This is a genomic window from Pseudomonas lutea (assembly GCF_000759445.1).
Taxonomy (GTDB): Bacteria; Pseudomonadota; Gammaproteobacteria; order Pseudomonadales; family Pseudomonadaceae; genus Aquipseudomonas; species Aquipseudomonas lutea.
The window spans coordinates 2010991-2035637 of record NZ_JRMB01000001.1 but is presented as its reverse complement, the minus strand read 5'-3'; the positions used below and the strand labels follow the sequence as shown (position 1 = coordinate 2035637).

Here is a 24647-nt window from a genome sequence, read left to right as displayed (position 1 = left end):
GGAGCGCGCTGGATTGCGGCGCCGTCCGAAACTCGAGCGACCCCGCAAACGGCTCTGAATCAGTTAACTACGATGTCGCCTGGGCAATAGCCGATCAAAAATCGTCGTCTTTGTCGAAGCGTCGCGCTTCACGCTGCAACTGGTAAACAAAACGCTCGACCTGACGCTGCACCAGCCCGCTCATGTTGTGGAAGCGTACGCCGGCGAAGGTGGTGTTGATGCGCTCTTCGAAGTGCAGGTAGCGCAGCTCCACCGGCGTGGTCATGTTGCCGAAGGGCAGGGCGGCGATGAAGCGTTCGTAAACCTGACCCAACTGCATGCGTTCGGACACATCGCCTTCGAAACGCAGCTTGCAGCCCAGTGCAGAGACGTCCAGCAATTTGCCGCGCAGCGGAGACTTCAGCTTGTCGCCACCGATCTCGACATTGATCAGCGAAGCAAGCTTGAGCGCTGCACGGAATGCATTACGGCGCTGGTGATAAACCACTTCTTCGGGGAGGGGGCCGCGATAGCTGCGCGGTTCTTCGATCACCGTCAGCTGTGCTTTGCTTTCCCAGGCGATCCGCACGCCATCGTGGAAGCCCTCGACTTTGAAAGGTTCGCCAGCCGCGAGGAAACGCTCACCGTCGCGCGGGATCATCTCGTCGAAGGTAACCGCGTTAGTGTCGCGGTCGACGTCGATGACGTAACTCTGAAAACGCTGGCTACGCTCGTGAAAAGTGATGATCAGCGGGTCATGACTTTCCATCAACAGCCGTAGATTGGCGGCGATTTCGAGGGGGGTGTTCAGAACCTTCGGGGGCTGCGGAACATCGTCCGCGCTTGGGGCATTCACGGTCTATCCATCTCCAGGCAAATAACGACAGCGTGCAGCGCGCGGCATATTGCCACCATGCTGCGCGCCTTGATACAAGAACTTACGCCTGGCTGAGCGGACGCGGTCTGGCCTTGCCCGACGTCGAGCCGCGGCTATCGTAGAGCGTGGGGGTGTCGCCGCCGTTGAGGATCCTCAACTGCTGTGCCGTGGTGAGTTGCTGGAGCTGGATGAGGCTGCCGTTCTGCTCGTTGGCTGCCTGGCATTCACTCATCAATGCGCTGAGTTCATCGCCCGAAGCCAGCAAGGCTTCGCCCACTGAAGAATGCCGGGCCACTTCTTCGAGTCCCGCCCGATTGGCGGGCAGGCCCAGGCTGGTCATCAGCTGGGTACGTCTGCGTCCATGCTGCTCAAGCACGATCACCAGCGCCTGTTTCTGCGCCAGGATGTGTTCCATTTCGACCATATTGCGCCCGTGAAGAGCCACTGACTCGGCTTTCAGGATGTCCAGCAGATGCCGGGCCGGCGCAATGTCGTCCGTGATGAGTTGAAGCAATGTAGTGTCTTGCATCGCATGCCCTGGTGTTTAAGCGTCCAGAAGCCCCTGCGCAGACCGGGGGCTAGCGCTGGGCTTCGAAGTTAAGCAGTTTGCTTGCAACACGATTGCTGTCGACCTTGTAGCTGCCGTCGGCGATCGCCTGCTTCAACTCAGCCACGCGGCTGCTGTTGACGACTGGCTGATCACGCAACGAATCGCTGATCTTCTGCAACTGTTGAGCTTCGCTGCTCAAATGTACTGCCTCACCGCTACCGGGCACGCTCGAGGTGCCGCTGACCGCTGCCGTAGCTTCGGTTTTTGCGGCTTCCTTGGTGCTGGCGGTACGAGTCGTACTGCCAACGGTAGTGGAGCTGTTCAAACGGTTGAAGTCGATGACCATGATTGAAAAACCTCTGGGTTCTAGGACGCTTGCCTTGGTTTCGGCCAAACCCGGAATAACTTTAGGGCCCGTGCGAAAACAGTCTCGAATGGACTTCGCACGGGTCATTGGGGTTCCGAGTGTAGGAAAAGCGCAGGCACAGCGCCAGAGGTCTTGCCCTCAGATGTGACTTACATAGCAACCTCGACCTGGCCGGGGGCCACGATATTGGCTTTGATCACGCGTTTGGAATTGAGGTTCTTTACCCGTATTTGCTCGTTGAAACCGCCGTCCGAGAGTGCTTCGCCCGGCATGCGCACGCTCATTGAACCGCTGCGCGCGCTGATCACGACCTGATCACCCTTATGAACCATTTGTGGTTGATCCAGATGCACTGGCGTCAGGATCTGATCGATGACCGTTGGTCGGACAACCTTTTGACCGATCGCCTGATCGAGTGAGTCCAGAAATCCCTGACCCAGCAGACTGACGTCACGTTCACGCAATGCCACATCGCCCTCGGACACGATGGCATCACGCTTCATCGGGCGAACTGCGGTGACCACATTGCGGTACAGATGGACCTGGGCGGGAACGAACACCGTCCACGGCGACGTGCCTTCACAGCGAACGCGCACAGTGACGCGGCCAATCGGCTGGGCCGGGCTTTCCAGTGAGGCTGTCAAATCCTTGTCACACAGGGGCATGCGCAGACGGGGGTCGAGCTGCTTGACCTCGATCTCGTAACGGCCTGCGGTCTGGTTGGTTGCCATATAGTCTTCAACAGTGAATTCAAGAAAGCCCTGGGTCACGCCGATAAGGGTTTCAGGCAGCGTCATGTTGTCCGCACGGCCCAGGCCAGCGGCACACAACAGACACAGCGCAACCAGCACGCGAATGAAGCTGAGAGTTGCGGGAGCCGGGCGTCGGGATACTGTCGTTTGTGTGTTCATGATGAGTAAATAGCAAGGCCCGTGCCGCTTACCGATTCGGTAGCGCAATTGGTCGTTTTGGGAGGAGTGGTGCATGGCTGGTGTGATGGATTCAGTAAACCAGCGCACTCAACTGGTAGGGCAGAACCGCCTTGAACTGTTGCTGTTCCGTTTGGACGGCAAGCAGTTGTACGGGATCAACGTGTTCAAGGTAAAAGAGGTGCTTCAGTGCCCGAAACTTACCCACATGCCCAAATCCAGTCCGATTGTGCGCGGCGTGGCAAATATTCGTGGCGGGACCATCCCGATCCTCGACCTGGCACTGGCGACCGGCGGCAAGCCGCTGAGCGACATTGCCAATTCCTTCGTGATCATCACGGAGTACAACACCAAGATTCAGGGCTTCCTGGTGCATGCGGTGGAACGCATCGTCAACATGAACTGGGAAGACATTCATCCGCCACCCAAGGGCACCGGTCGCGACCACTACCTCACGGCGGTGACGCGTCTGGACAACCAGTTGGTGGAGATCATCGACGTCGAGAAGATCCTCGCCGAAGTGGCGCCGGTTTCCGAGAACATCTCGGTCGGCGTGGTCACGGCCGAGGTGCAACACAAGGCGCTGTCGTTGCGCGTGTTGACCGTGGATGACTCGTCGGTGGCGCGCAAGCAGGTCACCCGTTGCCTGCAAACCGTGGGTGTGGAAGTGACGGCGTTGAATGACGGTCGTCAGGCGCTCGAGTTCCTGCGCAAACTGGTCGATGAAGGCAAGAAACCGGAAGAAGAATTCTTGATGATGATCTCCGACATTGAAATGCCGGAGATGGATGGCTATACCCTTACTGCCGAGATCCGCAGCGATCCGCGCATGCAGAAGCTGCACATCGTGCTGCACACGTCGCTGTCGGGCGTGTTCAACCAGGCGATGGTGAAGAAAGTCGGCGCTGATGATTTCCTGGCCAAGTTCCGGCCGGATGATCTGGCGGCGAGGGTGGTAGAACGGATCAAGGCGGCAGATATCAGCTGAGGAGGGGTTTTCCTCCTTGCTGTTCACATGATTTTGAGAGGCGGCATGTCGACAGGTAATTTGGATTTTGAACAGTTCCGGGTCTTCCTGGAAAAAGCCTGCGGCATTTTGCTGGGTGAAAACAAACAGTATCTGGTGTCCAGCCGTCTCAATAAATTGATGGAGCAGCAGTCCATCAAGTCGTTGGGGGAGTTGATTCAACGCATTCAGACCCAGCCGCGCAGTGGCCTGCGCGAGCAGGTGGTTGATGCGATGACGACCAACGAGACGCTGTGGTTTCGTGATACGTACCCCTTCGAGGTGCTGAAGAACAAAGTCTTGCCGGAGGCGATCAAGGCCAGTCCCAACCAGCGTTTGCGGATCTGGTCGGCGGCGTGTTCGTCAGGGCAAGAACCGTATTCGCTGTCGATGTCGATCGATGAGTTCGAGCGCAGCAACCCCGGGCAGTTGAAATCGGGCGTGCAGATTGTGGCGACGGATCTGTCGGGCACGATGTTGAACAATTGCAAGACGGGCGAATACGACAGCCTGGCCATTGGTCGTGGTTTGTCGCCGGACCGCCTGCAGCGGTTTTTCGATCAGAAGACGCCAGGGCGCTGGACGGTGAAGGCGCCGATCAAGAGTCGGGTCGAGTTTCGTTCGTTTAACTTGTTGGACAGTTATGCGGCGTTGGGCAAGTTCGATATGGTCTTCTGCCGCAACGTGTTGATCTATTTTTCGGCGGATGTGAAGAAGGACATTTTGTTGCGGATTCATTCGACGTTGAAGCCAGGGGGCTATTTGTTCCTGGGTGCGTCGGAGGCGTTGAACGGTTTGCCGGATCATTATCAGATGGTGCAGTGCAGTCCCGGGATTATTTATCAGGCCAAGTGATTGTTTGTGGTTTTGATTGGCTGAGAACCCCGCTTAGGCGGGGTTTTTGTTTTGTGTTGGCGCTGGGATTGTTGGCTTGCTCTTGATCAGAGCGGCGCTTGGAGGGGGCTGCCTGTCGGCAGAACTGTTTCGCCTTCGGCGAGTTACTTGATAGAGCCCCGCCTTCAATTTCAAAGAGCAGCCAAGGGCTTGTGCTCCTGGTTTGGCCCTCCCTCGTCGGTTCCCTCACTCCGGTCTTGCTCCGTAGGCCCGCGCCGAACGGACATCCATGTCCTGACTGCGCTCTCGCGGCATCCATGCCGCTCGGCCCACTGCGCAAAACCTGCGTTCAGCCTGCACCCAAGTCGCGTTTTGCGGTGACTGAGCTTTTTGCGCAGGAAAGAGCAAAAGCAACAGCCACAGCAAAAGCAAAAGCTTCCCGGCTGAAGCCAGTCCTACGGGATGCACGCACCTCTCTGTAGGAGCCGGCTTGCTGGCGAACGCGGTGGTCCAGTCAGGCGGATGGTGGCCGGAAGAATGCCTTCGCCAGCAAGCCGGCTCCTACAGAAGTCCGCGTAGACCCGGCCAGATCGGCGCATGCAGGACGCAGAGCTTCCGAGGCGGCATTCCCACGCGGAGCGTGGGAACGATCACAAGCAACAGCAACAGCAACAGCAACAGCAACAGCAACAGCACCAGCACCAGCAACAGCAACAGCACCAGCACTAGCAACAGAAATAGCGACAGCGAAGGCAAAAGCGTCCCGGCTAGAGCCAATCCTGCGGGATGCACGCATCTCTCTGTAGGAGCCGGCTTGCTGGCGAATGCGGTGGGCCTGTCAGGCGGATGGTGGCTGGAAGAATGCCTTCGCCAGCAAGCCGGCTCCTACAGAAGACCGGTTAGACCCGGCGAGATCGGCGCATGCAGGACGCAGAGCCTCCGAGGCGGCATTCCCACGCGGAGCGTGGGAACGATCACAAGCAACAGCAACAGCGACAGCTTCCCGGCTAAAGCCGGTCCCACAGTCGAGGTTGACGCCATTTTATCTGGGTAAACGCGCTGCTCTTTAGTGGGACCGGCTTCAGCCGGGAAGCTGTTGATCTTGATCTTGATCTTCATGCACAGCCAGCCCAGACGATGACAATCGCGACTTGGGTGCAGGCTGAACGCAGACGACGCGCAGTGGGCCGAGCCGCATGGATGCGGCGAGAGCGCCGTCAGGACAGGGATGTCCGTTCGGCGCGGGCCCACGGAGCGTCGTCGAAGTGAGGGAACCCCGACGAAGGAGGGGCCCAACCAGGAGCAGGCACCCTTGGTTACTTGGGGTGCCTTTCCAAGTAACTCGCCGAAGGCGAAACCGGAGGCCGTTAGGCCGACGCTCTTGATCTATATCCAGCCCCTCGTGCGAAAGCGCAATACGGCAAAAAAACGGCACCGCTCTTGCCACTTTCGTCCCACCAAGCGGAAAACTCTTGCCGCTTTTCTGTCATCACTGCCACTCAACCCTCTGCAAGCCCCGTAAAACGGCACTTCCAGCAACTGGCACGCCACTTGCTATAACTCCTGCAAGTACATCTGGTCAGCCCTCAAAGGTCCCGACATGAGCATCAGTTTCGACAACGCACTTGGCATCCATGAAAAGGCACTCAACTTCCGTGCCCAACGTGCCGAAGTGCTGGCCAACAACATTACCAACGCCGACACGCCCAACTACAAGGCGCGGGACCTCGACTTCTCCAAAGTCCTGGCGGCGCAAAGCGACAAGACCACCAATGGCCACTTCGCCCTCGACATGACCAACACCCGTCACATCGAAGCCGAAGGCATGAGCGATGGCGAAGCCAGCCTGCTCTACCGCACCCCGTCGCAGCCGTCGCTGGACCAGAACACCGTCGACTCCCAGGTCGAGAACGCCAATTACGCCGAAAACGCCATCGGTTTTCAGGCCAGCTTCACCTTGCTCAACAGCAAATTCAAAGGGCTGGTTGCAGCCCTGCGCGGAGAGTAATCCATGTCCCTATCCAGTGTTTTCAATATTGCCGGTAGCGGCATGAGTGCCCAGAACACTCGCCTCAACACCGTGGCCAGTAACATCGCCAACGCCGAAACCGTGTCCTCCAGCATGGACCAGACCTACCGCGCCCGCCATCCGGTGTTCGCTACCGTTTTCCAGGGTCAGCAGTCCGGCGGCAGCGGCTCGCTGTTCGAAGACCAGGGTCAGGCCGGCACGGGCGTACAGGTGACAGGCATCGTCGAAGACGCCTCCAACTTGGAAGCACGTTACGAGCCAAACCACCCTTCGGCGGACAAGAACGGCTACGTCTACTACCCGAACGTCAACGTGGTCAACGAGATGGCTGACATGATCTCGGCCAGCCGTTCGTTCCAGACCAACGCGGAAATCATGAACACCGCGAAAACCATGATGCAGAAGGTCCTGACCCTCGGTCAGTGATAAGGGGCACGACACATGACTTCCATCAGTAATAACACGACCACCGACTACCTCAAGTCGCTGCAGGCGCCGACCTCCGGCAAGACCGGCGACAGCACCACCGGCGCCAACAGCCTGGGCAAGGACTCGTTCCTGCAGCTGCTGGTGACACAGATGCAGAACCAGAACCCGCTGGACCCACAGGACAACAGTGAGTTCGTGGCCCAACTGGCGCAGTTCAGCAGTCTGGAAACCATGCAGAACCTGAGCACCTCGGTCGATGCCATCGGCGGAATGTACCAGTCTTCCCAGGCGCTGCAGGCGTCTTCGCTGGTCGGGCGCTCGGTGATCGCCGAAGCGGGTTCGACCAACGTCGACACCACCAAAGGCATGAGCGGCACCGTGGTCGTACCGGGGGCCAGCTCGCTCACCACCGTCAAGATTTACGACAGCACAGGCACCAATGTTGTCCGCACCATCGACCTGGGCGATGCCAAAGCAGGCAACACCCCCTTCGAGTGGGACGGCAAGGACGAAGCGGGCCAGCCGCTCGAATCGGGCAATTACAGTTTCGTCGCAACCGGCACCGTCGAGGGCGCCAACACTGGCTTCAAGACGTACCTGCCGGCAACGGTCAGCAGTGTGACCATGGGCACCTCGGGTGCAGCAATGACGCTCAACCTGGCCAACGGCAGCAACATCGCCTTGTCCAAAGTTCAACAAATCGGAATCTAGAGCCGACTAGACGGCGCAGGAGTGAAACATGTCTTTCAACGTAGGTCTTAGTGGGCTCTATGCAGCAAATAAAAGTCTCGACGTCGCCGGCAACAACATTGCCAACGTCGCGACCGTCGGTTTCAAGAGTTCCCGTGCGGAATTTGCCGACCAGTACGCGCAATCCATTCGTGGCACATCGGGCGGCACCAACGTCGGCAGCGGCGTGTACACCGCCGCTGTGACCCAGCAGTTCACCCAGGGTGCGCTGACCACCGGCACCGGCCGTGATCTGGACCTGGCGATCAACGGCAACGGCTTCTTCATGATGAGCAACAACGGCGAGAAGCTGTACACCCGCGCCGGTAACTTCCACACCGATACGTCGGGCAACATTATCGACACCAACGGCAATAACCTGCAGGGTTACGCCACCGATGCCAGCGGCAACGTGAAGACGGGCGTCTTGACCAACCTCAAGGTCGACACCTCCAACATGGCGCCGAAGACCACCTCGAATATTTCGATCAAGTCGAACCTGGATTCGTCGAAGCCGATCAACACTGGCGCGGCCTTCAATCCTGCTGACACCTCGACCTACACGTCGACTTACAGCACGCCGATCTACGACAGCCAGGGCAACGAACACACCCTGTCGCAGTACTTCCGCAAGACGGACACCAACTCCTGGACCATGTACACGCTGATCGACGGGCGCAACATGTCCGATCCGACCACCGAGCCTGCCGTTGCGGCTGACCAGACTCAACTGAAGTTTGACGAGTCGGGCAACATCATCACCAACCCAGCGCCGACCACCACCGCCGGCATTTCGGTAAACGGCGACGGCACGTTCAACATCGAGAACTGGAAACCGGCTCAGGGCAAGACCGTCGGTTCGACCACCACGTGGGTTGCCAACGGCGCGGCCACGGTTGACATGAAACTGGACATGCTCGCGACGACCCAGACCAACGCAGCAGGCGGGGCGATCTCCAAGACTCAGGACGGTAACTACACCGGCCAGATCAGCGCCATGAACGTCGATTCCACCGGTAACCTGTTCGCCACCTACACCAACGGCGAATCCCGGGTGATCGGTCAGGTTGCGCTGACGTCTTTCGCCAACGTCCAGGGCCTGTCGCCTGCGGGCGGCACCATGTGGCGTGAGACCTACGCGTCGGGTATTCCGGTCACCGGCGCGCCGGAATCGGGTACGCTGGGAAACATTACCGGTTCGGCGCTGGAAGAATCCAACGTTGACCTGACCGGCGAGCTGGTCGAGTTGATCAAGGCGCAAAGCAACTACCAGGCGAACGCCAAAACCATCTCGACGCAAAGCACCATCCTGCAGACCACGATCCAGATGGGCTAATAACGCCCGCTTGATCAGCGTCAATCGAACCCCTCTTCGGAGGGGTTTTTTTATGGGTTTTTTTCCGCCTTTTGTCGCGCGGTTGGCAGGGCGAAAACTTCAAGAGCCGTCCCACTCCACAACTGGAAACTTCCTACTTTCGTCGATGCGAGAATCAAATTCGCTGACAAATAAATGCCATCGAACGGCGCTGCAACCGGGTGTTGTCCGATCGCATTCCTTTGTCCGCGAAACCTTAGATGCATTGACGAACGTGTCGTTGAACAACGACTCAGGGAGTGTTCATGTCATTCAATACAGCGGTTTCCGGTTTACACGCGGCGCACAAGCGCATGGAGGTCACCGGCAACAACATCGCCAACGTCGGCACGGCCGGGTTCAAGTCTTCGCGCGCCGAATTCTCGGCGGTGTATTCGTCTTCCATGCTGGGCGGTAGCCGGACCGCAGCGGGGCAGGGCGTTGAAGTGGCCAATGTCTCGCAGAACTTCGCCGCGGGCGGCGTAATCTCCAGCCACGGCCGCGCCCTCGACATGCGCATCGAGGGCAACGGCTTCTTTGTCATGAGCGATCGAGGCTCCATCAGCTATGGCAGGGCTGGCGCGTTTATCAAGGATGCCGAGAATTACGTCGTCGATGCCCATGGCAGCCGCTTGCAGGGCTACGGTGTGACCGAAGACGGCAAGGTTATCAGCGGCGTGCGCACCGATCTGAAAATCGATTCGGCGTCGCTCTCGCCCAGGGCCACGGGCAAGATGGAAAAAACGTTGAACCTGGATGCGGGAGCGGCTTCACTCGCCGCCATTCCACGCTTCGATCCTGCCGATCCCACCACCTACACCCGGGTCACAAGCCGCGTCATTCAAGACGCCGCCGTCCCGCCACAGGATCACCAGCTCAAGCAGTATTTCGTCAAGACCGAAGACGATCAGTGGACCTCGTACCTGCTCATTGACGGGCTCAATCCGCTAGACCCCGCCAGTACCGCACCGCTCGAAGTGGGGCTGCAGGTTTCGGCTGCGGGCAAGCTGTCGCTGACGGGCAATTCGGCGGCGGTGAAAGTCGAGTCCGACACCGAGTTATCGCTGCGAGTGTGGCGGCCGGCGGTCCAGGTCAATGGCAGCTGGGTGCCCGGACCTTCGCCAAGTCCGGGACCGATCAGCCTGCCGTTGCTTGACGGCGGCGCTGCGCTGCTGGATCCCGCCGATCCGCTGATGCCGCGACCGGTGCCGGCGTTCAAGCCTGCCGACATCACCACGTACAACAAGGCGATGACCTTCGGCGTGTTCGACAGTCTCGGCGAGCGCCATGAGCTGACGCAGTATTACGTCAAGGACGGCAGCAACAGCTGGAAAATGCACACGCTCATTGACGGTCGAAATCCGCAGGACCCGGCCAGCACCGAGCCGGTGACGGCCAGCATGCTGTTTGATGCCGGTGGCACGTTGCAGTCGTTGGTAGGTAGTCAGTGGCTGAGCGCGGCGAATAATGCGTTGACCCTCAGCGGCTGGGTGCCGGCCAAACCGCTGGAAGGCAACAAGCCTGGCGGTCGCTGGGGCGCAAGCGGTGCCTCGGGCAGCGGCGACGGAATCGTCATCGACATGAGCAAAGCCAGTCAGCACCGCGCGCCCACCGGCAGTACAGGCGCGGTGATTGACGGGCATTCGGCCGGGGAGGCGACCAAGCTGTCCATCGACCGCAGTGGCATGCTCAGTATCGGTTTCAGCAATGGGCTGCAGCGCAACATCGGCCAGGTCATGCTCGCTAGTTTTGCCAACAATCAGGGCCTGCAACCGGTGAGCGACACCCGTTGGGTGGAGACCCGGGCCAGCGGCGCCGCCAATTACGAGGCGCCGGGCATCGGCACGATGGGCAGCGTCATCGGGCACTCCCTGGAAGGCTCCAACGTCACCTTGACGAACGAACTGGTGGAACTGATCCAGGCGCAAACGGCCTATCAGGCCAATTCAAAAACCCTGTCGACAGAAGCTGAATTGATGCAGACGCTCATCCGCGCGACCTGATAAAGCTGTCGGACAATTGCGTTGGGCCAGCCGTGAAGATAGCGACTGACTCAGCGTATCCGGACGGTTGCATCGGGTCAGGCGATATCCTTGTCGCCTACACACCGCTTTCGCCAGCAAGCCGGCTCCTACAGTGGTAGCTGCCCGGACCGCCAAAGTTGCGCCCGCCGCAAACCGGGTTTGCACCCGCCGTAAACCAGGTTTGCACCCGCCGCAAAACTGTAGGAGCGCGCTTGCCCGCGAATGCGGTGGTATGCAACGACGGTGTCATCTGATCCAACGCAGTTTGAGCGCGTTGGGTCATCTGCATTTTGGTTGCTGGCCCGCCGTGTTCGCCAGCAAGCCGGCTCCTACAGTGGTAGCCAGACCGCCAGATTTGCACCCGCCGCAAAACTGTAGGAGCGCGCTTGCCCGCGAATGCGGTGGGTATGCAACGACGGTGTCGCCTGACCCAACGCATTCTGAACGTGTTGAGTCATTCGCATTATGGTTGCTGGCCCGCCGTGTTCGCCAGCAAGCCGGCTCCTACAGTGGTAGCCAGACCGCCAGATTTGCACCCGCCGCAAACCAGTTTTGCACCCGCCGCAAAACTGTAGGAGCGCGCTTGCCCGCGATTTGATGTGCTTGCGACTGGAATATGCCTGACACCAGCATCCGCACGTTCGCGTCACCGCATCAGCATCACTTCAAATCGAGCAATCAGATTTCACAAACGCGCCACCCAACCGGGTCCAGCCCTTGCCGGGGCTGGTTTGTGCGCACAGCGTTTGATGCTTGCCTTGCCACCAGTAATAACGCGCCTGCTCGGCGAGCGCGAGGCTGGCGCAGAGCCCGGTGGGGAGGGCGAGGGCGAGCAGTAGGGCAAGGCGCAGACGCATGACAATTTTCCGTGGCCACAAGATGAAGAGTGAAAGTGCTGCAAGTTTCGCACCCCCATGGAAAGTTTTTTGGCGTTCGCTCTCACCGATACGACCGAAACCGGCAGTCCCTTGTCACCCCGCCTCTGAAACCCCGTGGCCAACTGCCCATGCCGCCCGCAAACATTGAAAAATCAAGGCGTTAAGACCTCGCTGAAAAACTGGTTCGATTATTGCTATGACCTGTTCAGTACAGCTACAGGCGGCAAGCGTCTGTCGGAGGAGGAAGACTGTGGACAAGTTGCTATACGTGGCCATGAGCGGGGCGTCTGAAAACGCCATCGCGCAAAAAGCCCATGCCAACAACCTGGCGAACGTTTCGACCAACGGGTTTCAGCGCGACCTTGAACAGGCGCGTTCCATGCCCGTGTTTGGCGAGGTCAACCCGTCTCGGGCGTACGCCATGAGCGAGCGTCCCGGGACTGACTTCAGCCAGGGTTCGATGGTCGACACCGGTCGCGAGCTGGACGTTGCCGTCAAGGGCGATGGCTGGATGGCCGTGCAGACCGCCGACGGTGGCGAAGCCTACACCCGCACCTCGAGCATGAACATCGACGCCCTCGGCGTGTTGCGCGATGGCAACGGTTTGCCGGTCATGGGCAACAGCGGGCCGATTGCCGTGCCGCCACAGCAGCAGATCGAGATCGGCGCCGACGGCACGATCAGCGTTCGCTCCCTGGGTGAAAGCCCGCAGGTGATGGCGCAGATCGACCGCATCAAGCTGGTCAAAGGCGACCAGTCGACCATGGAAAAGGGCCCCGACGGCCTGATGCACACCAAAAGCGGCCGACCGGCGCAAGCCGACGCCACGGTTCAGGTGGAGTCCGGATTTCTGCAGTCGAGCAACGTCAACGCGGTAGACGAGATGACCTCGGTACTCGCGCTGTCCCGCCAATTCGAACTGCACATCAAGATGATGAAGACCGCCGAGCAGGATGACGAGTCGATGGCTCGCGTCTTGCAGATGGGCTAATGACTGACAGCTTGCGCCGATAAACAGGCGCTCGAGGAGATTCAATAATGCTTCCGGCACTCTATGTTGCTAAAACCGGTCTGGCCGCCCAGGACACCAACCTGACGACCATTTCCAACAACCTGGCCAACGTTTCGACCACCGGTTTCAAAAGCGACCGCGCCGAATTCCAGGACCTGCTTTACCAGATCAAGCGCCAGCCAGGTGCTCAGTCCACTCAGGACAGCGAGCTGCCTTCAGGCCTGCAACTGGGTACCGGTGTGCGCATCGTCGGCACGCAGAAGAACTTCACCGCCGGCAGCCTGCAGACCACCAATCAGCCGCTGGACATGGCGGTCAACGGTCGCGGTTTCTTCCAGATCCGCCAGCCTGACGGCACTCTGGCGTACACCCGTGACGGTACCTTCCACCTGGACAGCAACGGCCAGATCGTGACCTCCAGCGGTTATGCCCTGGAGCCTGCGATTGTCGTTCCGCAAGATTCGCAGACCTTCACCGTCGGCGAAGACGGCACCGTATCGGTGACCACTGCGGCCAACTCGGCGACGCCGCAAATCATCGGTAACGTGCAGACGGCGGACTTCATCAACCCGGCCGGCCTGCAATCCCAGGGCGGCAACCTGTACCTGGAAACCGCTTCCAGCGGTGCCCCGCAAGTGGGTACGCCGGGCTTGAACGGTCTGGGTGTGGTCAAGCAGAACACCCTGGAAAACTCCAACGTCAGCACCGTTGAAGAGTTGGTGAACATGATCACCACTCAGCGCGCCTACGAGATGAACTCCAAAGTGATCTCGACCGCTGACTCGATGCTCCAGTTCGTGACCCAGAACTTGTAAGCCGCTCTTGAAACGCCTGATGTCCTGCAGCGAAACACCTGATCAATCTGAAGGGGCGCCTGAAAAACGCCTGCTACACCGCGAGGTTTTAAGTGTCATGAAACGGCTCTCTGTATTGCGGCTTTCCCTGTTGGCGGCACCGTTGTGCGGAATCGCGCTGCTGACCGGCTGCGTTGCGCCTGCGGCCAAACCCAATGACCCTTATTACGCGCCGGTGTTGCCGCGCACACCGTTGCCTTCAGCGGCCAGCAATGGCTCGATCTATCAGGCCGGCTTCGAGCAGAACATGTATGGCGACCGTAAAGCGTATCGGGTGGGTGACATCATCACCATCACCCTGTCCGAGCGCATGGCCGCCAGCAAGGCCGCCAGCTCCGGTATCAGCAAAACCAGCAAGACCAGCCTTGGCCTGACCTCGCTGTTTGGTGCGGGCGTGAGCACCAACAACCCGGTGGGTGGCGGCAACCTGAGCCTGGACGCCGGATACACCGGCGACCGCGCTACCAAGGGTGACGGCAAGGCGGCGCAGAGCAACAGCCTGACCGGCTCCATTACCGTGACCGTCGCCGACGTCATGCCCAACGGCATTCTGCTGGTGCGTGGCGAGAAGTGGATGACCCTGAACACCGGTGACGAACTGGTGCGCATCGCCGGCCTGATTCGTGCCGACGACATCGCCACCGACAACACCGTGTCGTCGACTCGCATCGCCGATGCACGCATCACTTATTCCGGTACAGGCGCGTTTGCCGATTCCAGTCAGCCAGGCTGGTTCGACCGATTCTTCCTCAGCCCGTTGTTCCCTTTCTGATAGCGGGATAGCCATGATCACGTTCAAGCAACTGATAGCGGCAGCGCTGCTGTTCACCACCGCACTGGGCGCACACGCCGAGCGCCTGAAGGACATCGCCAGCATTTCCGGTGTGCGGACCAACCAATTGATCGGCTACGGTCTGGTGGTGGGCCTCAATGGTACGGGCGACCAGACCACGCAGACCCCGTTCACCCTGCAGACCTTCAACAACATGCTCTCGCAGTTCGGCATCAAGGTGCCGGCGGGCTCTGGCACCGTGCAGCTGAAAAACGTCGCGGCCGTGGCCGTGTACGCCGACCTGCCGCCGTTCGCCAAGCCGGGTCAGCAGATCGACATCACCGTGTCCTCGATCGGTAACTCCAAAAGCCTGCGTGGCGGGGCGCTGCTGATGACCCCGATGAAGGGGATCGACGGCAACGTCTATGCCGTGGCTCAGGGCAACCTGGTGGTCGGCGGTTTCGATGCAGAAGGCCGCGATGGCTCGAAGATCACCGTCAACGTACCGTCTTCCGGTCGCATCCCCGGCGGTGCGTCGGTTGAACGTGCAGTGCCGAGTGGCTTCAACCAGGGCAATTCGCTGACCCTTAACCTGAATCGCAACGACTTCACCACGGCCAAGCGCATCGTCGACAAGATCAACGACATGCTTGGCCCTGGCGTCGCTCAGGCGCTGGACGGCGGTTCCGTGCGCGTCACCGCGCCGCTGGACCCCAATCAGCGCGTCGATTACCTGTCGGTGCTGGAAAACCTGGAAATCGATCCGGGCCAGACCTCGGCCAAAGTCATCATCAACTCGCGGACCGGCACCATCGTGATCGGCCAGAACGTCAAGGTGTCGCCGGCAGCGGTGACCCACGGCAGCCTGACCGTGACCATCACCGAAGACCCGATCGTCAGCCAGCCGGGCGCGTTCTCCAACGGCCAGACGGCAGTGGTCCCGCGCTCGAAGGTCAACGCCCAGCAGGAAATGCACCCGATGTTCAAGTTCGGGCCGGGCACCACGCTGGACGAGATCGTTCGTGCGGTTAACCAGGTGGGTGCAGCGCCAGGCGACTTGATGGCGATTCTCGAAGCACTGAAGCAGGCCGGCGCATTGCAAGCCGACCTGATCGTGATTTAAGAGGCAGAAGACTCATGAGTATTCCAAGTGGCGGCGTTTCATCAGGCGATTCGGGTGCGTATACCGACCTCAACCGCCTGACGGCGATGAAAACCGGCGACCGCGACAGCGAGGGCAACCTCAAGAAAGTGGCGCAGGAATTCGAGTCACTGTTCGTCAGCCAGATGCTCAAGGCCATGCGTTCGGCCAACGAAGTGCTGGCCAAGGACAACCCGATGAACACCGCGGCGACGCGGCAGTATCAGGACATGTACGACCAGCAGCTGTCGGTGAGCATGTCCCGCGAGGGTGGCGGCATCGGCCTGCAGGACGTGCTCATGCGTCAGCTGTCGAAGAACAAGAGCACCGAAGTGGCACCGGCCAGCACCGGCCTTGTCGCGGGTGGTAAAACCGCGACGCCGGCTGACGGCAAGACCGATGCGCCAGCGCAGGCCGGCCTGGCCACGCGCGTTGCCCAGCGTCCACTCTGGGCCAGCCGTGCAGTGGCTGCGCCGGACGCGGCTGACGGCACGGTTCACAACGACGTCGCTGCGCTCAATTCCCGTCGCCTGTCGCTGCCAAGCAAGCTCAGCGATCGCATCATGGCCGGTATCGTGCCGAATGCGTCGGGTGCCCAGGACCCTGCCACCAGCGCCACCACGCTGAAAAACCGCATTGCCGTGTCCAACGCCGTGGCGGCCGCGAAAAGCGCCGGTCAGAAGGACAATGGCGACTGGACCGTCGGCCCGCAATACGCCGCCGACGCCAATGCCTATGTGCGCAGCCGCGTGCAGACGCCGCTGGCGCCGGGCAAGAGTGCGTTCGCCAACAAAGACGACTTCGTCGCCACGATGATGCCGTTGGCCAAGGACGCCGCTGCACGCATCGGCGTCGACCCGAGCGTGCTCGTGGCACAGGCGGCGCTGGAAACCGGCTGGGGCAAATCGATCATGCGTCAGTCCGATGGCGGCAGCAGCTACAACCTGTTCGGCATCAAGGCCCAGGGCGGCTGGAAAGGGCCGGAAGCCCGTGCAATTACCAGTGAGTTCCGCGACGGCCAGATGGTCAAGGAAACGGCGGATTTCCGCGCCTACGACTCTTACGCCAGCAGCTTCCACGATCTGGTGAGCTTCCTGCAGAACAACAGCCGCTATAAAGAAACCCTGAAATCTGCCGATAGCCCGGAACAGTTTGTGAAAGAGCTGCAGAAGGCCGGGTACGCCACTGACCCGTCCTATGCCAGCAAGATTTCTCAGATAGCGAAACAGATGAAGAGTTACCAGACCTACGCATCCGCCTCGGGCTCTTCCACGACTTTATAAGGTTTGAACCATGTCACTGATTTCAATTGGGCTTTCGGGACTGAACGCCAGCAGTGCTGCGATGACCACCATCGGCAACAACACTGCCAACGTTGACACGCTCGGTTACTCGCGCCAGCAAGTGATGACCGCTGCCGGCGCACAGCAGAATATCGGCGTCGGCTTTGTCGGCACCGGTACGACGTTGTCCGACGTGCGCCGCATCTACAACGGCTTCCTCGACACCCAATTGCAGACCAGTACGGCACTCAGTTCCGACGCCACGGCCTATCTGAGCCAGGCGAGCAAGCTGGATTCGATCCTCTCGGACAGCTCAACCGGCATCAGCACCGTGTTGTCGAAGTTCTTCAGCGACCTGGGGACGTTGTCGACCCGGCCAACCGACTCGTCTGCGCGCACGACCTTCCTGACCAGCGCCTCGGCCCTGGCCGGTCAGTTCAACTCCATCTCGTCGCAGATGAAAGATCAGAACGCCAGCATCAATACCCAGATGAACACCGTGGCTGGGCAAGTCAATGCCCTGGCGTCGTCCATCGCCAGCATGAACCTGCAGATCACTCAGGCGCAGGCCTCCGGCGGTCAGCCGAACACACTGCTCGACTCGCGCAGCGAAGCCGTGCGCCAGCTCAATGACCTGGTCGGCGCCAAAGTCGTCGAAACCAACGGCAACTACGACGTCTACATCGGCACCGGCCAGCCACTGGTCACCGGCAGCAAAGCCAACACGCTGACCGCCTCGCCGAGCGATGCCGACCCGAACGTGTATTCGCTCAAGCTCAACTATCAGAACAGCAACGTCGATGTGTCGAGCGTGGTCACCGGCGGTACGCTGGGCGGCCTGCTGCGCTATCGCAGTGACGTGCTGCAGCCGGCGGCCAATGAACTCGGTCGTCTGGCGGTTGTGGCTTCCGATCAGGTCAACGCCCAGCTCAATCAGGGCATCGACGCCAACGGCAACTTCGGCGCCAACCTGTTCATCAATGTCAACGACCCGAGCCTGACGGCTCAGCGCAGCGTTGCGAACAAAACCAACGATCAGGCGTCGGGCAACTTCGCGGTGTCCATCACCAACAGCGGCGCGCTGACCACCAACGATTATCAGGTGACGTTCACCAACGCCTCCGGTCAGTACAGCGTCAAGCGCATGCCCGACGGCAAGGACCTGGGGTCTTACAACACCAGTGATGCCAATCCGCCGATCATCGACGGCTTCTCGTTGAAGTTCAAGGGCGCCTCGGGGGAGGGTGACACCTTCAAGATCAGCCCGGGAAAAACCGGCGCCGACGGCATCAAAGTGGTAATGACCGACCCTAAAACCATCGCCACGGCTGGTCCGCTGACCGGCGGCGCGAGCGCGAGCAACAAGGGTTCGGGTACGTTCACTCAGCCGGTGCTGTCCAACCAGGCCGACATCTACAACCCGACGGCCACCGCCGACTTGCGCAATGCGCTGACGGCCTCGATGCCAATGCGCATGATCATGGGCGACGACGTCAACGGTGCCCAAAGCTACTCGCTGGTCAACGCTCAGGGTCAGCCGGTGCTGGATAAATCCGGCAACGCGATCACGGGTTCGATCGTGCCTGGCGTGTCCAACGACGTCAGCCTGGAAGTCGGCTACACAGACTCTTCAGGCGCCAAGCAGTCTTTCACCTTTGGCACGACCATCGGTGGCACCGCCAAAGCTGGCGACACCTTCAGCATCGCCATGACCGCTGCCGGGTCTTCGGACAACCGCAACGCTGCGTCGGTGATTACGCTGCAGACCAAACAGACCCTCGACAATGCTGCCGGCAACGGCACAGGCATGAGCCTGAGCGGTGCCAACGCCAACATGATCACCACCGTGGGCAGCAAAGCGGCGCAGGCGAAAAACGACACGACGGCGACCACGGCGGTGCTGACCCAGGCCAAGACCGCGCGCGACAGCGTCGCCGGTGTGTCGCTGGATGAAGAAGCCGCCAACCTGGTCAAGTACCAGCAGTACTACACCGCTTCGTCGCAGATCATCAAAGCGGCTCAAGCCATCTTCAGCACGCTGATCAACAGTCTTTAAGGAATCGTAATCCATGCGTATTTCAACGGCCCAGTTTTACGAAACCAGCGCGACGAACTACTCGCGCAGCTACGCCAACGTCACCAAAACCGGCGACGAAGTGGCCAGTCAGGTCAAGCTCAACACCGCCGGCGATGACCCGGTTGGCGCCGGCCGCGTGCTGCAATTGCAGCAGATGGGCACGATGCTCAACCAGTACAACGCCAACATCGGCACGGTCAATACCAGCGTGGTGCAAACCGAGACTGCGATGACTGCCATCACCTCGGCCATCCAGCGCGCTCAGGAACTGGTGCTCGGCGCTGCCAATGCGACCTTCACCGATAAAGACCGTCAGGCCAATGCCGCGGAACTGAAGGAAGTGCAAACCCAGATTCTCGGCCTGATGAACAGCAAGGACGCCGATGGCTCCTACCTGTTCTCCGGGTCCAAATCCACGACAGCGCCGTACTCCGTCAACCCCGATGGCACATACAGCTACCAGGGCGACCAGACGCGCAACCTGTTGCCGATCGGCAGCGGCATTTCCATGGCCGCCAACACCACCGGCTGGGATGCGTTCGAGCAGGCGATCAACACCACTCGCACCACGACGACACTGACATCGCCTGCGGTGAACGACAACGTCATTGCCCTGTCGGGCGGCAGCGTCAGCAATACCGCGGCCTACGACAACAAGTTCGCCCCGGGTGAGCCGTACAGCATTTCGTTTCAGAGCAGCACGCAGTACAAGATTCTCGACAAGGCCGGCAACGACGTCACCGCCGATGCCACCTCGACCGGCAAGTTTTCGTCGAACAACGAAGGCAATCAAACCATTGGCTTCCGCGGGCTGGAGCTGACCCTCAACGTCAATCTGACCCCGGCGCAGTACGGCGACGCGACACAGGCCGATGCGGCCATTGCCGGTCATACGTTCAGCCTGGCAGTGTCCAACAGCACGGTGAGCACGACCCGTTCGCCGGGTAACCCGTCGACCACGGTGGTCACCGATTCAACTGTTACCGACCAGACTCAATTCAACGAGACCTTCCCGTCGGGCGGGGCGATCATCCGCTTCAGCAGCGCCACAGAGTTCGACCTGTATGCCGCGCCGTACGACGCCACCACCAGCAAGCCGGTCTCCAGCGGCACGTTGACCGGTACCCCGGTGGCCAATCAGGCCGTGGCGTCGGGCGTGACCTTCACCTTCAGCGGCACTCCGGTGACGTTGGCCAGCGGTGATCAGTTCACGGCGCAGTCGTCGACTCAGCAGAGCCAGAACATCCTCAACACCTTGTCCAACGTCATCACGGCGTTGAACGGTAAAGTGGACGGTGACCCGGTCGCCAAGCAAAAACTGCAGGCCACGCTGAGCTCGACCATCGGCAACCTGACCAGCGCGGCCAACCAGATCAACGACGCAGTCAGCGACGGCGGTGCGCGGGCAAAAACCGCCACTGACCAGGGCGTGACCAACCAGAACCTGCTGGACAACGGCAGCAACGAGGCTCAAGGCATCACTGCCTCCGACCCGGTTGATGCCATTGCCCGCCTGACCCTGCAGAAGACCATGTTGCAAGCTTCGCAGCTGGTCTTTACTCAGCTGTCAGCGCTGAACCTGTTCAGCAAACTGTAAGTGCGCCGCTGAACGGAGCGCGGGCCGAGCCTGCGTTCCCGCCCGCTGAGCGTTAACCGTTATAGTCAGCGGTTAGGCCGGCCCTTCGCGCTGAAGGCCGGCACCGCTCGTGAGTCTGCCTGTGAATTCAGTTCCCCTCGTCAGCATCGTCATCCCTGCCTATAACCCTCGGTTTTTCCAGACCGCCCTGGCCAGCGCCCTGACCCAGACCTATGAGCGTCTGGAAGTCATCGTTTGCGACGACTCCCCTGGCAGCGAAATACGCGAGATCGTCGACACCCTCACGCCTTTGAGCAACGTTGAGCTGCGCTACGTGCGCAACCCGCAGCGGCTCGGTTTTGTGGGGAACCTGCTGCAGTGTCTGGCGCAGGCGCAGGGAGAGTACGTCAAGTTTCTGTGCGATGACGATCGGTTGTTCCCTGGCTGCATCACCTTGCAGGCGCAGGCGTTCGTCGCCAATCCCGACGCCAATCTGGTGCTGGCGCAGCGCTTTCTCTGGGACGCTGACAGCATTCAGTTGCCGTCGCGTCTGGAGAACACACCGGTCGCGCCCAAGGACTCGCTGTTTCTCGGCACCGACATGCTGGCGATCTTCGAGAACTTCCCGTCCAACTTCCTCGGCAGCTTCACCAGCGCGATGTTTCGCCGCGCCGACATCCAGGAGCTGCTGCCCGCCTTGACCGGTAAGGACCAAGGCTTCGCTGCGATGCTGGATCTGGCGCTTTACACCTGCCTGCTGCGGCGCGGCAATTTGATCGTGCTCAACCAGGTGCTCAGTGTCGAGCGCCTGCACCCCGAGCGCCTCAGCCGCCAGCAAGCCATGCGCATCGCCGCTGCCAACGAATTGACCTGGCTGGTGGACATGCTCAAGGCCCGGACCAGCGAACCACCGCCCGCCCAGGGATGGGTGCGTTACGTCGAGCTGGACCATGCCGAGCGTCAGCCACGCGTCTGGGAGGAGCTGGCGTTGAGCCGGACCCTGGGCAGCCAACAGGCCGTGCTGCCACTTAAAGTGGGCGTCGACAGCCAGAGCTTTGCCGAACTGTATGCCCAGTGGCTGAGTTGCCGGACCTTCAACGCGCATCAGCAAGCCTTGCTGCCCGACAGGCTGCGACGCTTGCCCGTGCAGCCGAAGATCGTCGCCGTGGTCATCGACGAACACGGCAGCAGCGCGCGGCGCAAGCTGACGCTGGACAGCCTCGCCGAGCAGTTTTACCCCGCCGAGCTGACGGTGATGTTGACCGGTTCGGTCACCGAACCGGTGCTGGAAGAACGCCTGTTCAAATTGCCGCTTCAAGCCGACTGGGCCGATCAGCTCAATGGCCTGCTGCCTCAGTTGGAAGGCGCGGACTGGTTTTACCTGCTGCGCGCCGGTGACCGCCTGGTGGCGCCCGCGTTGTTGACCCTCGCCGACCGCATCGCTAATGCTCCGCAGGTGCGCTGTTTTTACAGCGATGAAGGCGCGCTGCGTGAAGGCGAATCCGCCGAGCCGGTGTTCAAACCCGCTTTCAACCTGGACTTCTTGCGCAGCTATCCTTATGTAGGCCGAGTGCTTGCCTTCGAGCGCCAGCGGTTCATCGCGCTGGGTGGCTTCGATGCAGGCTTCGGCGAGCTGGCGCCCCATGACGTGATCTGGCGGCTGGTGGAGAACGATGGCGCCGAATCCATCGGTCATATCGCCGATTTGCTGGTGGAAAGCCAGTTCGCGCTGGGCCAGTGGCTGATCTCGGACGAGGTCATCGAACACAACCCTCGGGTGGTGCAGGCGCATTTGCAGCGCTGCGGCATCGAGCATCACTTGCGCCAGGGCAACCAGCCGCTGCTCAATCGGATTGACTATGAGCATCCGCAGCAGCCGTTGGTGTCGATCATCGTCAGCCATCGCAATCAGTTGGCGGCACTGCAACGCTGTTTCGACAGCTTGCTGGAGAAGACCGCTTATCCGCATTACGAGCTGTTGATCGTCGACAACGGCAGCGACAGCGCCGAGGCCCGGGGCTGGCTTGAAGGCCTGGCGAACATGGGCAGCGACGCGTTTCGTGTGCTGTACAGCGGCGAGGTGCTCAGCCCCACGGCGTTGCGCAACCTGGCTGCGCAACACGCGCGCGGCGAGTACTTGCTGATGCTTAATCCCTATGCGGTGGTGACCCAGGGCGACTGGCTCGGCGAGTTGATGAATCACGCCCAGCGGCCGGAGGTCGGGGTCGTCAGCGGCAAGCTGTTCGATGCCAGCGGGGCGATTGTTCACGCCGGGGTGATCCTCGGTTTGCAGAACTCCGCGGCGACGCCGTTCTACGGCGAATCGCTCGATGCAGCGGGCTACATGCAGCGCCTGCAAGTGGTTCAGGACCTGAGCGCCGTCGGGCCTGATTGCCTGCTGGTGCGCAGGTCCGTTTTCGAGCACGTTGGCGCGCTGGATGCCGAAGCCTTTGCCGACTCGTTCAGTGAAGTCGACCTGTGTCTGCGTGTGCGAGAGCAGGGCTACCTGGTGGTGTGGACACCGTTTTCGGTGATGGCGCTGGGCGCAGCGCCGGTCAAGACGCGCGATGACGAAGCCCAACAGCGTCAGACCCGTGAGCTTGAAGCGCTGTATTTGCGCTGGTTACCGATCATCGCCCGCGACCCGGCGTATAACCCGAGCCTCACCCTGGACGCCTATAGCTTCCGCCTGGACCCTGGCCTGCGTACCGGGTGGTCGCCGTTTTCCGAACGCTCACTGCCCAGCGTGCTGGCACTGCCGATGAACGCTACTGCGGTCGGCCATTACCGCGTGACCCAGCCGTTTATCGAGCTGTCGGCGGCTGACCGGATCATTGGCCAGATTGCCTACGACGCGCCGACCACCATCGAGCTTGAACGCCGCTCGCCGGATGTGATCGTGCTGCAGGGTCGATACCACGAGGCGTCGATGGAGGACACGGTGCGTCTGAAGACGTTTTCAAACGCCCGACGCATCTTCGAACTGGACGATTACGTGATCAGCGTGCCCAAGAAAAACGCCCACGGCCGGCACATGCCGACCAATCTGGAGGCGGTGGTCAAGCGGGGTATCAGCCTGTGCGACCGCGTGGTGGTGTCCACTCATGCGTTGGGCAACGCGCTGTCTTCGATGCATCACGACATTCGCGTGGTGCCGAACATGCTCGCGCCGCACTTGTGGACGGGCCGTCGTGCGCAGCGCCGGACGTCGTTCAAGCCCCGCGTGGGTTGGGGCGGCGGCACCAGCCATGGCGGCGATCTGGAGATTATTGCGGATGTGATTCGCCAGTTGGCGGACGAGGTGGATTGGGTGTTTTTCGGGATGTGCCCTGCGGATCTGAGGCCGTTCCTGAAGGAGTTTCACCCGGCGGTGAGTCTGGAGGCGTACCCGGCGAAGTTGTCGAGCCTTAATCTGGATCTGGCGCTGGCGCCATTGGAGTATCACATTTTCAATGACTGCAAGAGCAATCTGCGGCTGTTGGAGTATGGCGCGTGTGGTTATCCGGTTATTTGTACGGACACTGAGGCGTATCGGGGGTATTTGCCGTGTACGCGGTTGACGGGCAATACGACTGAGGAGTGGCTTGAGGCGATTCGTATGCATTTGGCTGACCCGCAGGCCAGTTACAGGATGGGTGATGAGTTGCATGAGGTGGTGATGCGCGATTTCATGTTGCGGGGTGACAATTTGCAGTATTGGGTTAATGGGTGGCTTGCGGATTGAGGCTTTTTGGTTGGTAGATCGAGGGCAAGGGCAAGGGCAAGGGCAAGGGCAAGGGCAAAGGCAAAGGCGTCTGCCTGGGGGCAGACTGTTTCGCCTTCGGCGAGTTACTTGATAAAGCCCCGCCTTCGGTTTCAAAGAGCAGCCAAGGGCTTGTGCTCCTGGTTTGGCCCCTCCTTCGTCGGGGTTCCCTCACTCCGGTCTTGCTCCGTGGGCCCGCGCCGAA

21 protein-coding genes are annotated in these 24647 nt (G+C 60.5%); 15 read left to right on the top strand and 6 right to left on the bottom strand.

What is annotated here, in order from left to right; genetic code table 11:
- Window positions 1–94: 94 nt before the first annotated feature.
- The 4 genes from LT42_RS08755 to flgA form a co-directional block, all read right to left on the bottom strand.
- Window positions 95–835: a flagellar brake protein gene (locus LT42_RS08755; RefSeq protein WP_037011646.1), complete on the bottom strand. Its 741-nt coding sequence runs from the start codon at window positions 833–835 to the stop codon at window positions 95–97.
- A gap of 82 nt (window positions 836–917) precedes the next feature.
- Window positions 918–1385: a flagella synthesis protein FlgN gene (locus LT42_RS08750; RefSeq protein WP_037011643.1), complete on the bottom strand. Its 468-nt coding sequence runs from the start codon at window positions 1383–1385 to the stop codon at window positions 918–920.
- A gap of 49 nt (window positions 1386–1434) precedes the next feature.
- Window positions 1435–1752: a flagellar biosynthesis anti-sigma factor FlgM gene (flgM, locus tag LT42_RS08745; RefSeq protein ID WP_037011641.1), complete on the bottom strand. Its 318-nt coding sequence runs from the start codon at window positions 1750–1752 to the stop codon at window positions 1435–1437.
- A 170-nt stretch (window positions 1753–1922) separates the two neighbouring features.
- A complete protein-coding gene (gene flgA, locus LT42_RS08740; protein ID WP_037011639.1) occupies window positions 1923–2684 on the bottom strand; it encodes a flagellar basal body P-ring formation chaperone FlgA in 762 nt (253 codons plus the stop codon).
- A 73-nt stretch (window positions 2685–2757) separates the two neighbouring features.
- Between flgA and LT42_RS08735 the strand changes: the two genes are divergently transcribed.
- Together LT42_RS08735 and cheR are read left to right on the top strand one after the other, a co-directional pair.
- Window positions 2758–3690, top strand: coding sequence for a chemotaxis protein CheV (locus tag LT42_RS08735; RefSeq protein WP_037011637.1), 933 nt, complete (start codon window positions 2758–2760; stop codon window positions 3688–3690).
- A gap of 45 nt (window positions 3691–3735) precedes the next feature.
- On the top strand, window positions 3736–4563 hold the full coding sequence (gene cheR / locus LT42_RS08730) for a protein-glutamate O-methyltransferase CheR (RefSeq protein WP_037013138.1): 828 nt from the start codon (window positions 3736–3738) through the stop codon (window positions 4561–4563).
- Window positions 4564–5103: 540 nt separating this feature from the next.
- On the opposite strand, the gene LT42_RS25940 is transcribed toward cheR, so the two are convergent.
- Window positions 5104–5334 (bottom strand): hypothetical protein, encoded by a 231-nt coding sequence (locus tag LT42_RS25940; protein WP_070356516.1) that lies wholly within the window; start codon window positions 5332–5334, stop codon window positions 5104–5106.
- Window positions 5335–6142: 808 nt separating this feature from the next.
- On the opposite strand from LT42_RS25940, the gene flgB reads away from it, so the two are divergent.
- From flgB to LT42_RS08695, 5 genes are all read left to right on the top strand, one after another.
- Window positions 6143–6550, top strand: coding sequence for a flagellar basal body rod protein FlgB (gene flgB / locus LT42_RS08715; protein WP_037011630.1), 408 nt, complete (start codon window positions 6143–6145; stop codon window positions 6548–6550).
- A 3-nt stretch (window positions 6551–6553) separates the two neighbouring features.
- On the top strand, window positions 6554–6997 hold the full coding sequence (gene flgC / locus LT42_RS08710) for a flagellar basal body rod protein FlgC (protein WP_037011628.1): 444 nt from the start codon (window positions 6554–6556) through the stop codon (window positions 6995–6997).
- Window positions 6998–7012: 15 nt separating this feature from the next.
- The gene (locus LT42_RS08705) at window positions 7013–7711 is read left to right on the top strand and encodes a flagellar hook assembly protein FlgD (RefSeq protein WP_037011626.1); all 699 of its coding nucleotides are present in this window, start codon (window positions 7013–7015) and stop codon (window positions 7709–7711) included.
- A gap of 28 nt (window positions 7712–7739) precedes the next feature.
- Window positions 7740–9065 (top strand): flagellar hook protein FlgE, encoded by a 1326-nt coding sequence (gene flgE, locus LT42_RS08700; protein ID WP_037011624.1) that lies wholly within the window; start codon window positions 7740–7742, stop codon window positions 9063–9065.
- 284 nt (window positions 9066–9349) lie between these two features.
- Window positions 9350–11086, top strand: a complete 1737-nt coding sequence (locus tag LT42_RS08695) for a flagellar hook protein FlgE (RefSeq protein ID WP_037011621.1) — start codon at window positions 9350–9352, stop codon at window positions 11084–11086.
- A gap of 686 nt (window positions 11087–11772) precedes the next feature.
- Here the strand turns inward: LT42_RS08695 and LT42_RS08690 are convergent.
- A complete protein-coding gene (locus tag LT42_RS08690; RefSeq protein ID WP_037011619.1) occupies window positions 11773–11964 on the bottom strand; it encodes a hypothetical protein in 192 nt (63 codons plus the stop codon).
- A 271-nt stretch (window positions 11965–12235) separates the two neighbouring features.
- Here LT42_RS08690 and LT42_RS08685 point away from each other — a divergent pair, with 271 nt between their 5' ends.
- From LT42_RS08685 to LT42_RS08650, 8 genes are all read left to right on the top strand, one after another.
- Complete coding sequence (locus LT42_RS08685) at window positions 12236–12976, top strand: flagellar basal body rod protein FlgF (RefSeq protein ID WP_037011617.1); 741 nt, start codon at window positions 12236–12238, stop codon at window positions 12974–12976.
- Between the two features lie 47 nt (window positions 12977–13023).
- Window positions 13024–13812, top strand: coding sequence for a flagellar basal-body rod protein FlgG (gene flgG / locus LT42_RS08680; protein WP_037011614.1), 789 nt, complete (start codon window positions 13024–13026; stop codon window positions 13810–13812).
- Window positions 13813–13909: 97 nt separating this feature from the next.
- Window positions 13910–14623 (top strand): flagellar basal body L-ring protein FlgH, encoded by a 714-nt coding sequence (gene flgH, locus LT42_RS08675; RefSeq protein ID WP_037013137.1) that lies wholly within the window; start codon window positions 13910–13912, stop codon window positions 14621–14623.
- A gap of 13 nt (window positions 14624–14636) precedes the next feature.
- Window positions 14637–15746: a flagellar basal body P-ring protein FlgI gene (locus LT42_RS08670; RefSeq protein WP_037011612.1), complete on the top strand. Its 1110-nt coding sequence runs from the start codon at window positions 14637–14639 to the stop codon at window positions 15744–15746.
- Between the two features lie 14 nt (window positions 15747–15760).
- On the top strand, window positions 15761–17047 hold the full coding sequence (gene flgJ, locus LT42_RS08665; RefSeq protein ID WP_037011611.1) for a flagellar assembly peptidoglycan hydrolase FlgJ: 1287 nt from the start codon (window positions 15761–15763) through the stop codon (window positions 17045–17047).
- Window positions 17048–17057: 10 nt separating this feature from the next.
- Window positions 17058–19103, top strand: coding sequence for a flagellar hook-associated protein FlgK (gene flgK, locus LT42_RS08660; RefSeq protein ID WP_037011610.1), 2046 nt, complete (start codon window positions 17058–17060; stop codon window positions 19101–19103).
- Window positions 19104–19116: 13 nt separating this feature from the next.
- A complete protein-coding gene (locus LT42_RS08655; protein WP_037011607.1) occupies window positions 19117–20721 on the top strand; it encodes a flagellar hook-associated protein 3 in 1605 nt (534 codons plus the stop codon).
- A 121-nt stretch (window positions 20722–20842) separates the two neighbouring features.
- Window positions 20843–24424: a glycosyltransferase gene (locus LT42_RS08650; RefSeq protein WP_037011604.1), complete on the top strand. Its 3582-nt coding sequence runs from the start codon at window positions 20843–20845 to the stop codon at window positions 24422–24424.
- The last annotated feature ends 223 nt before the right edge of the window (window positions 24425–24647 follow it).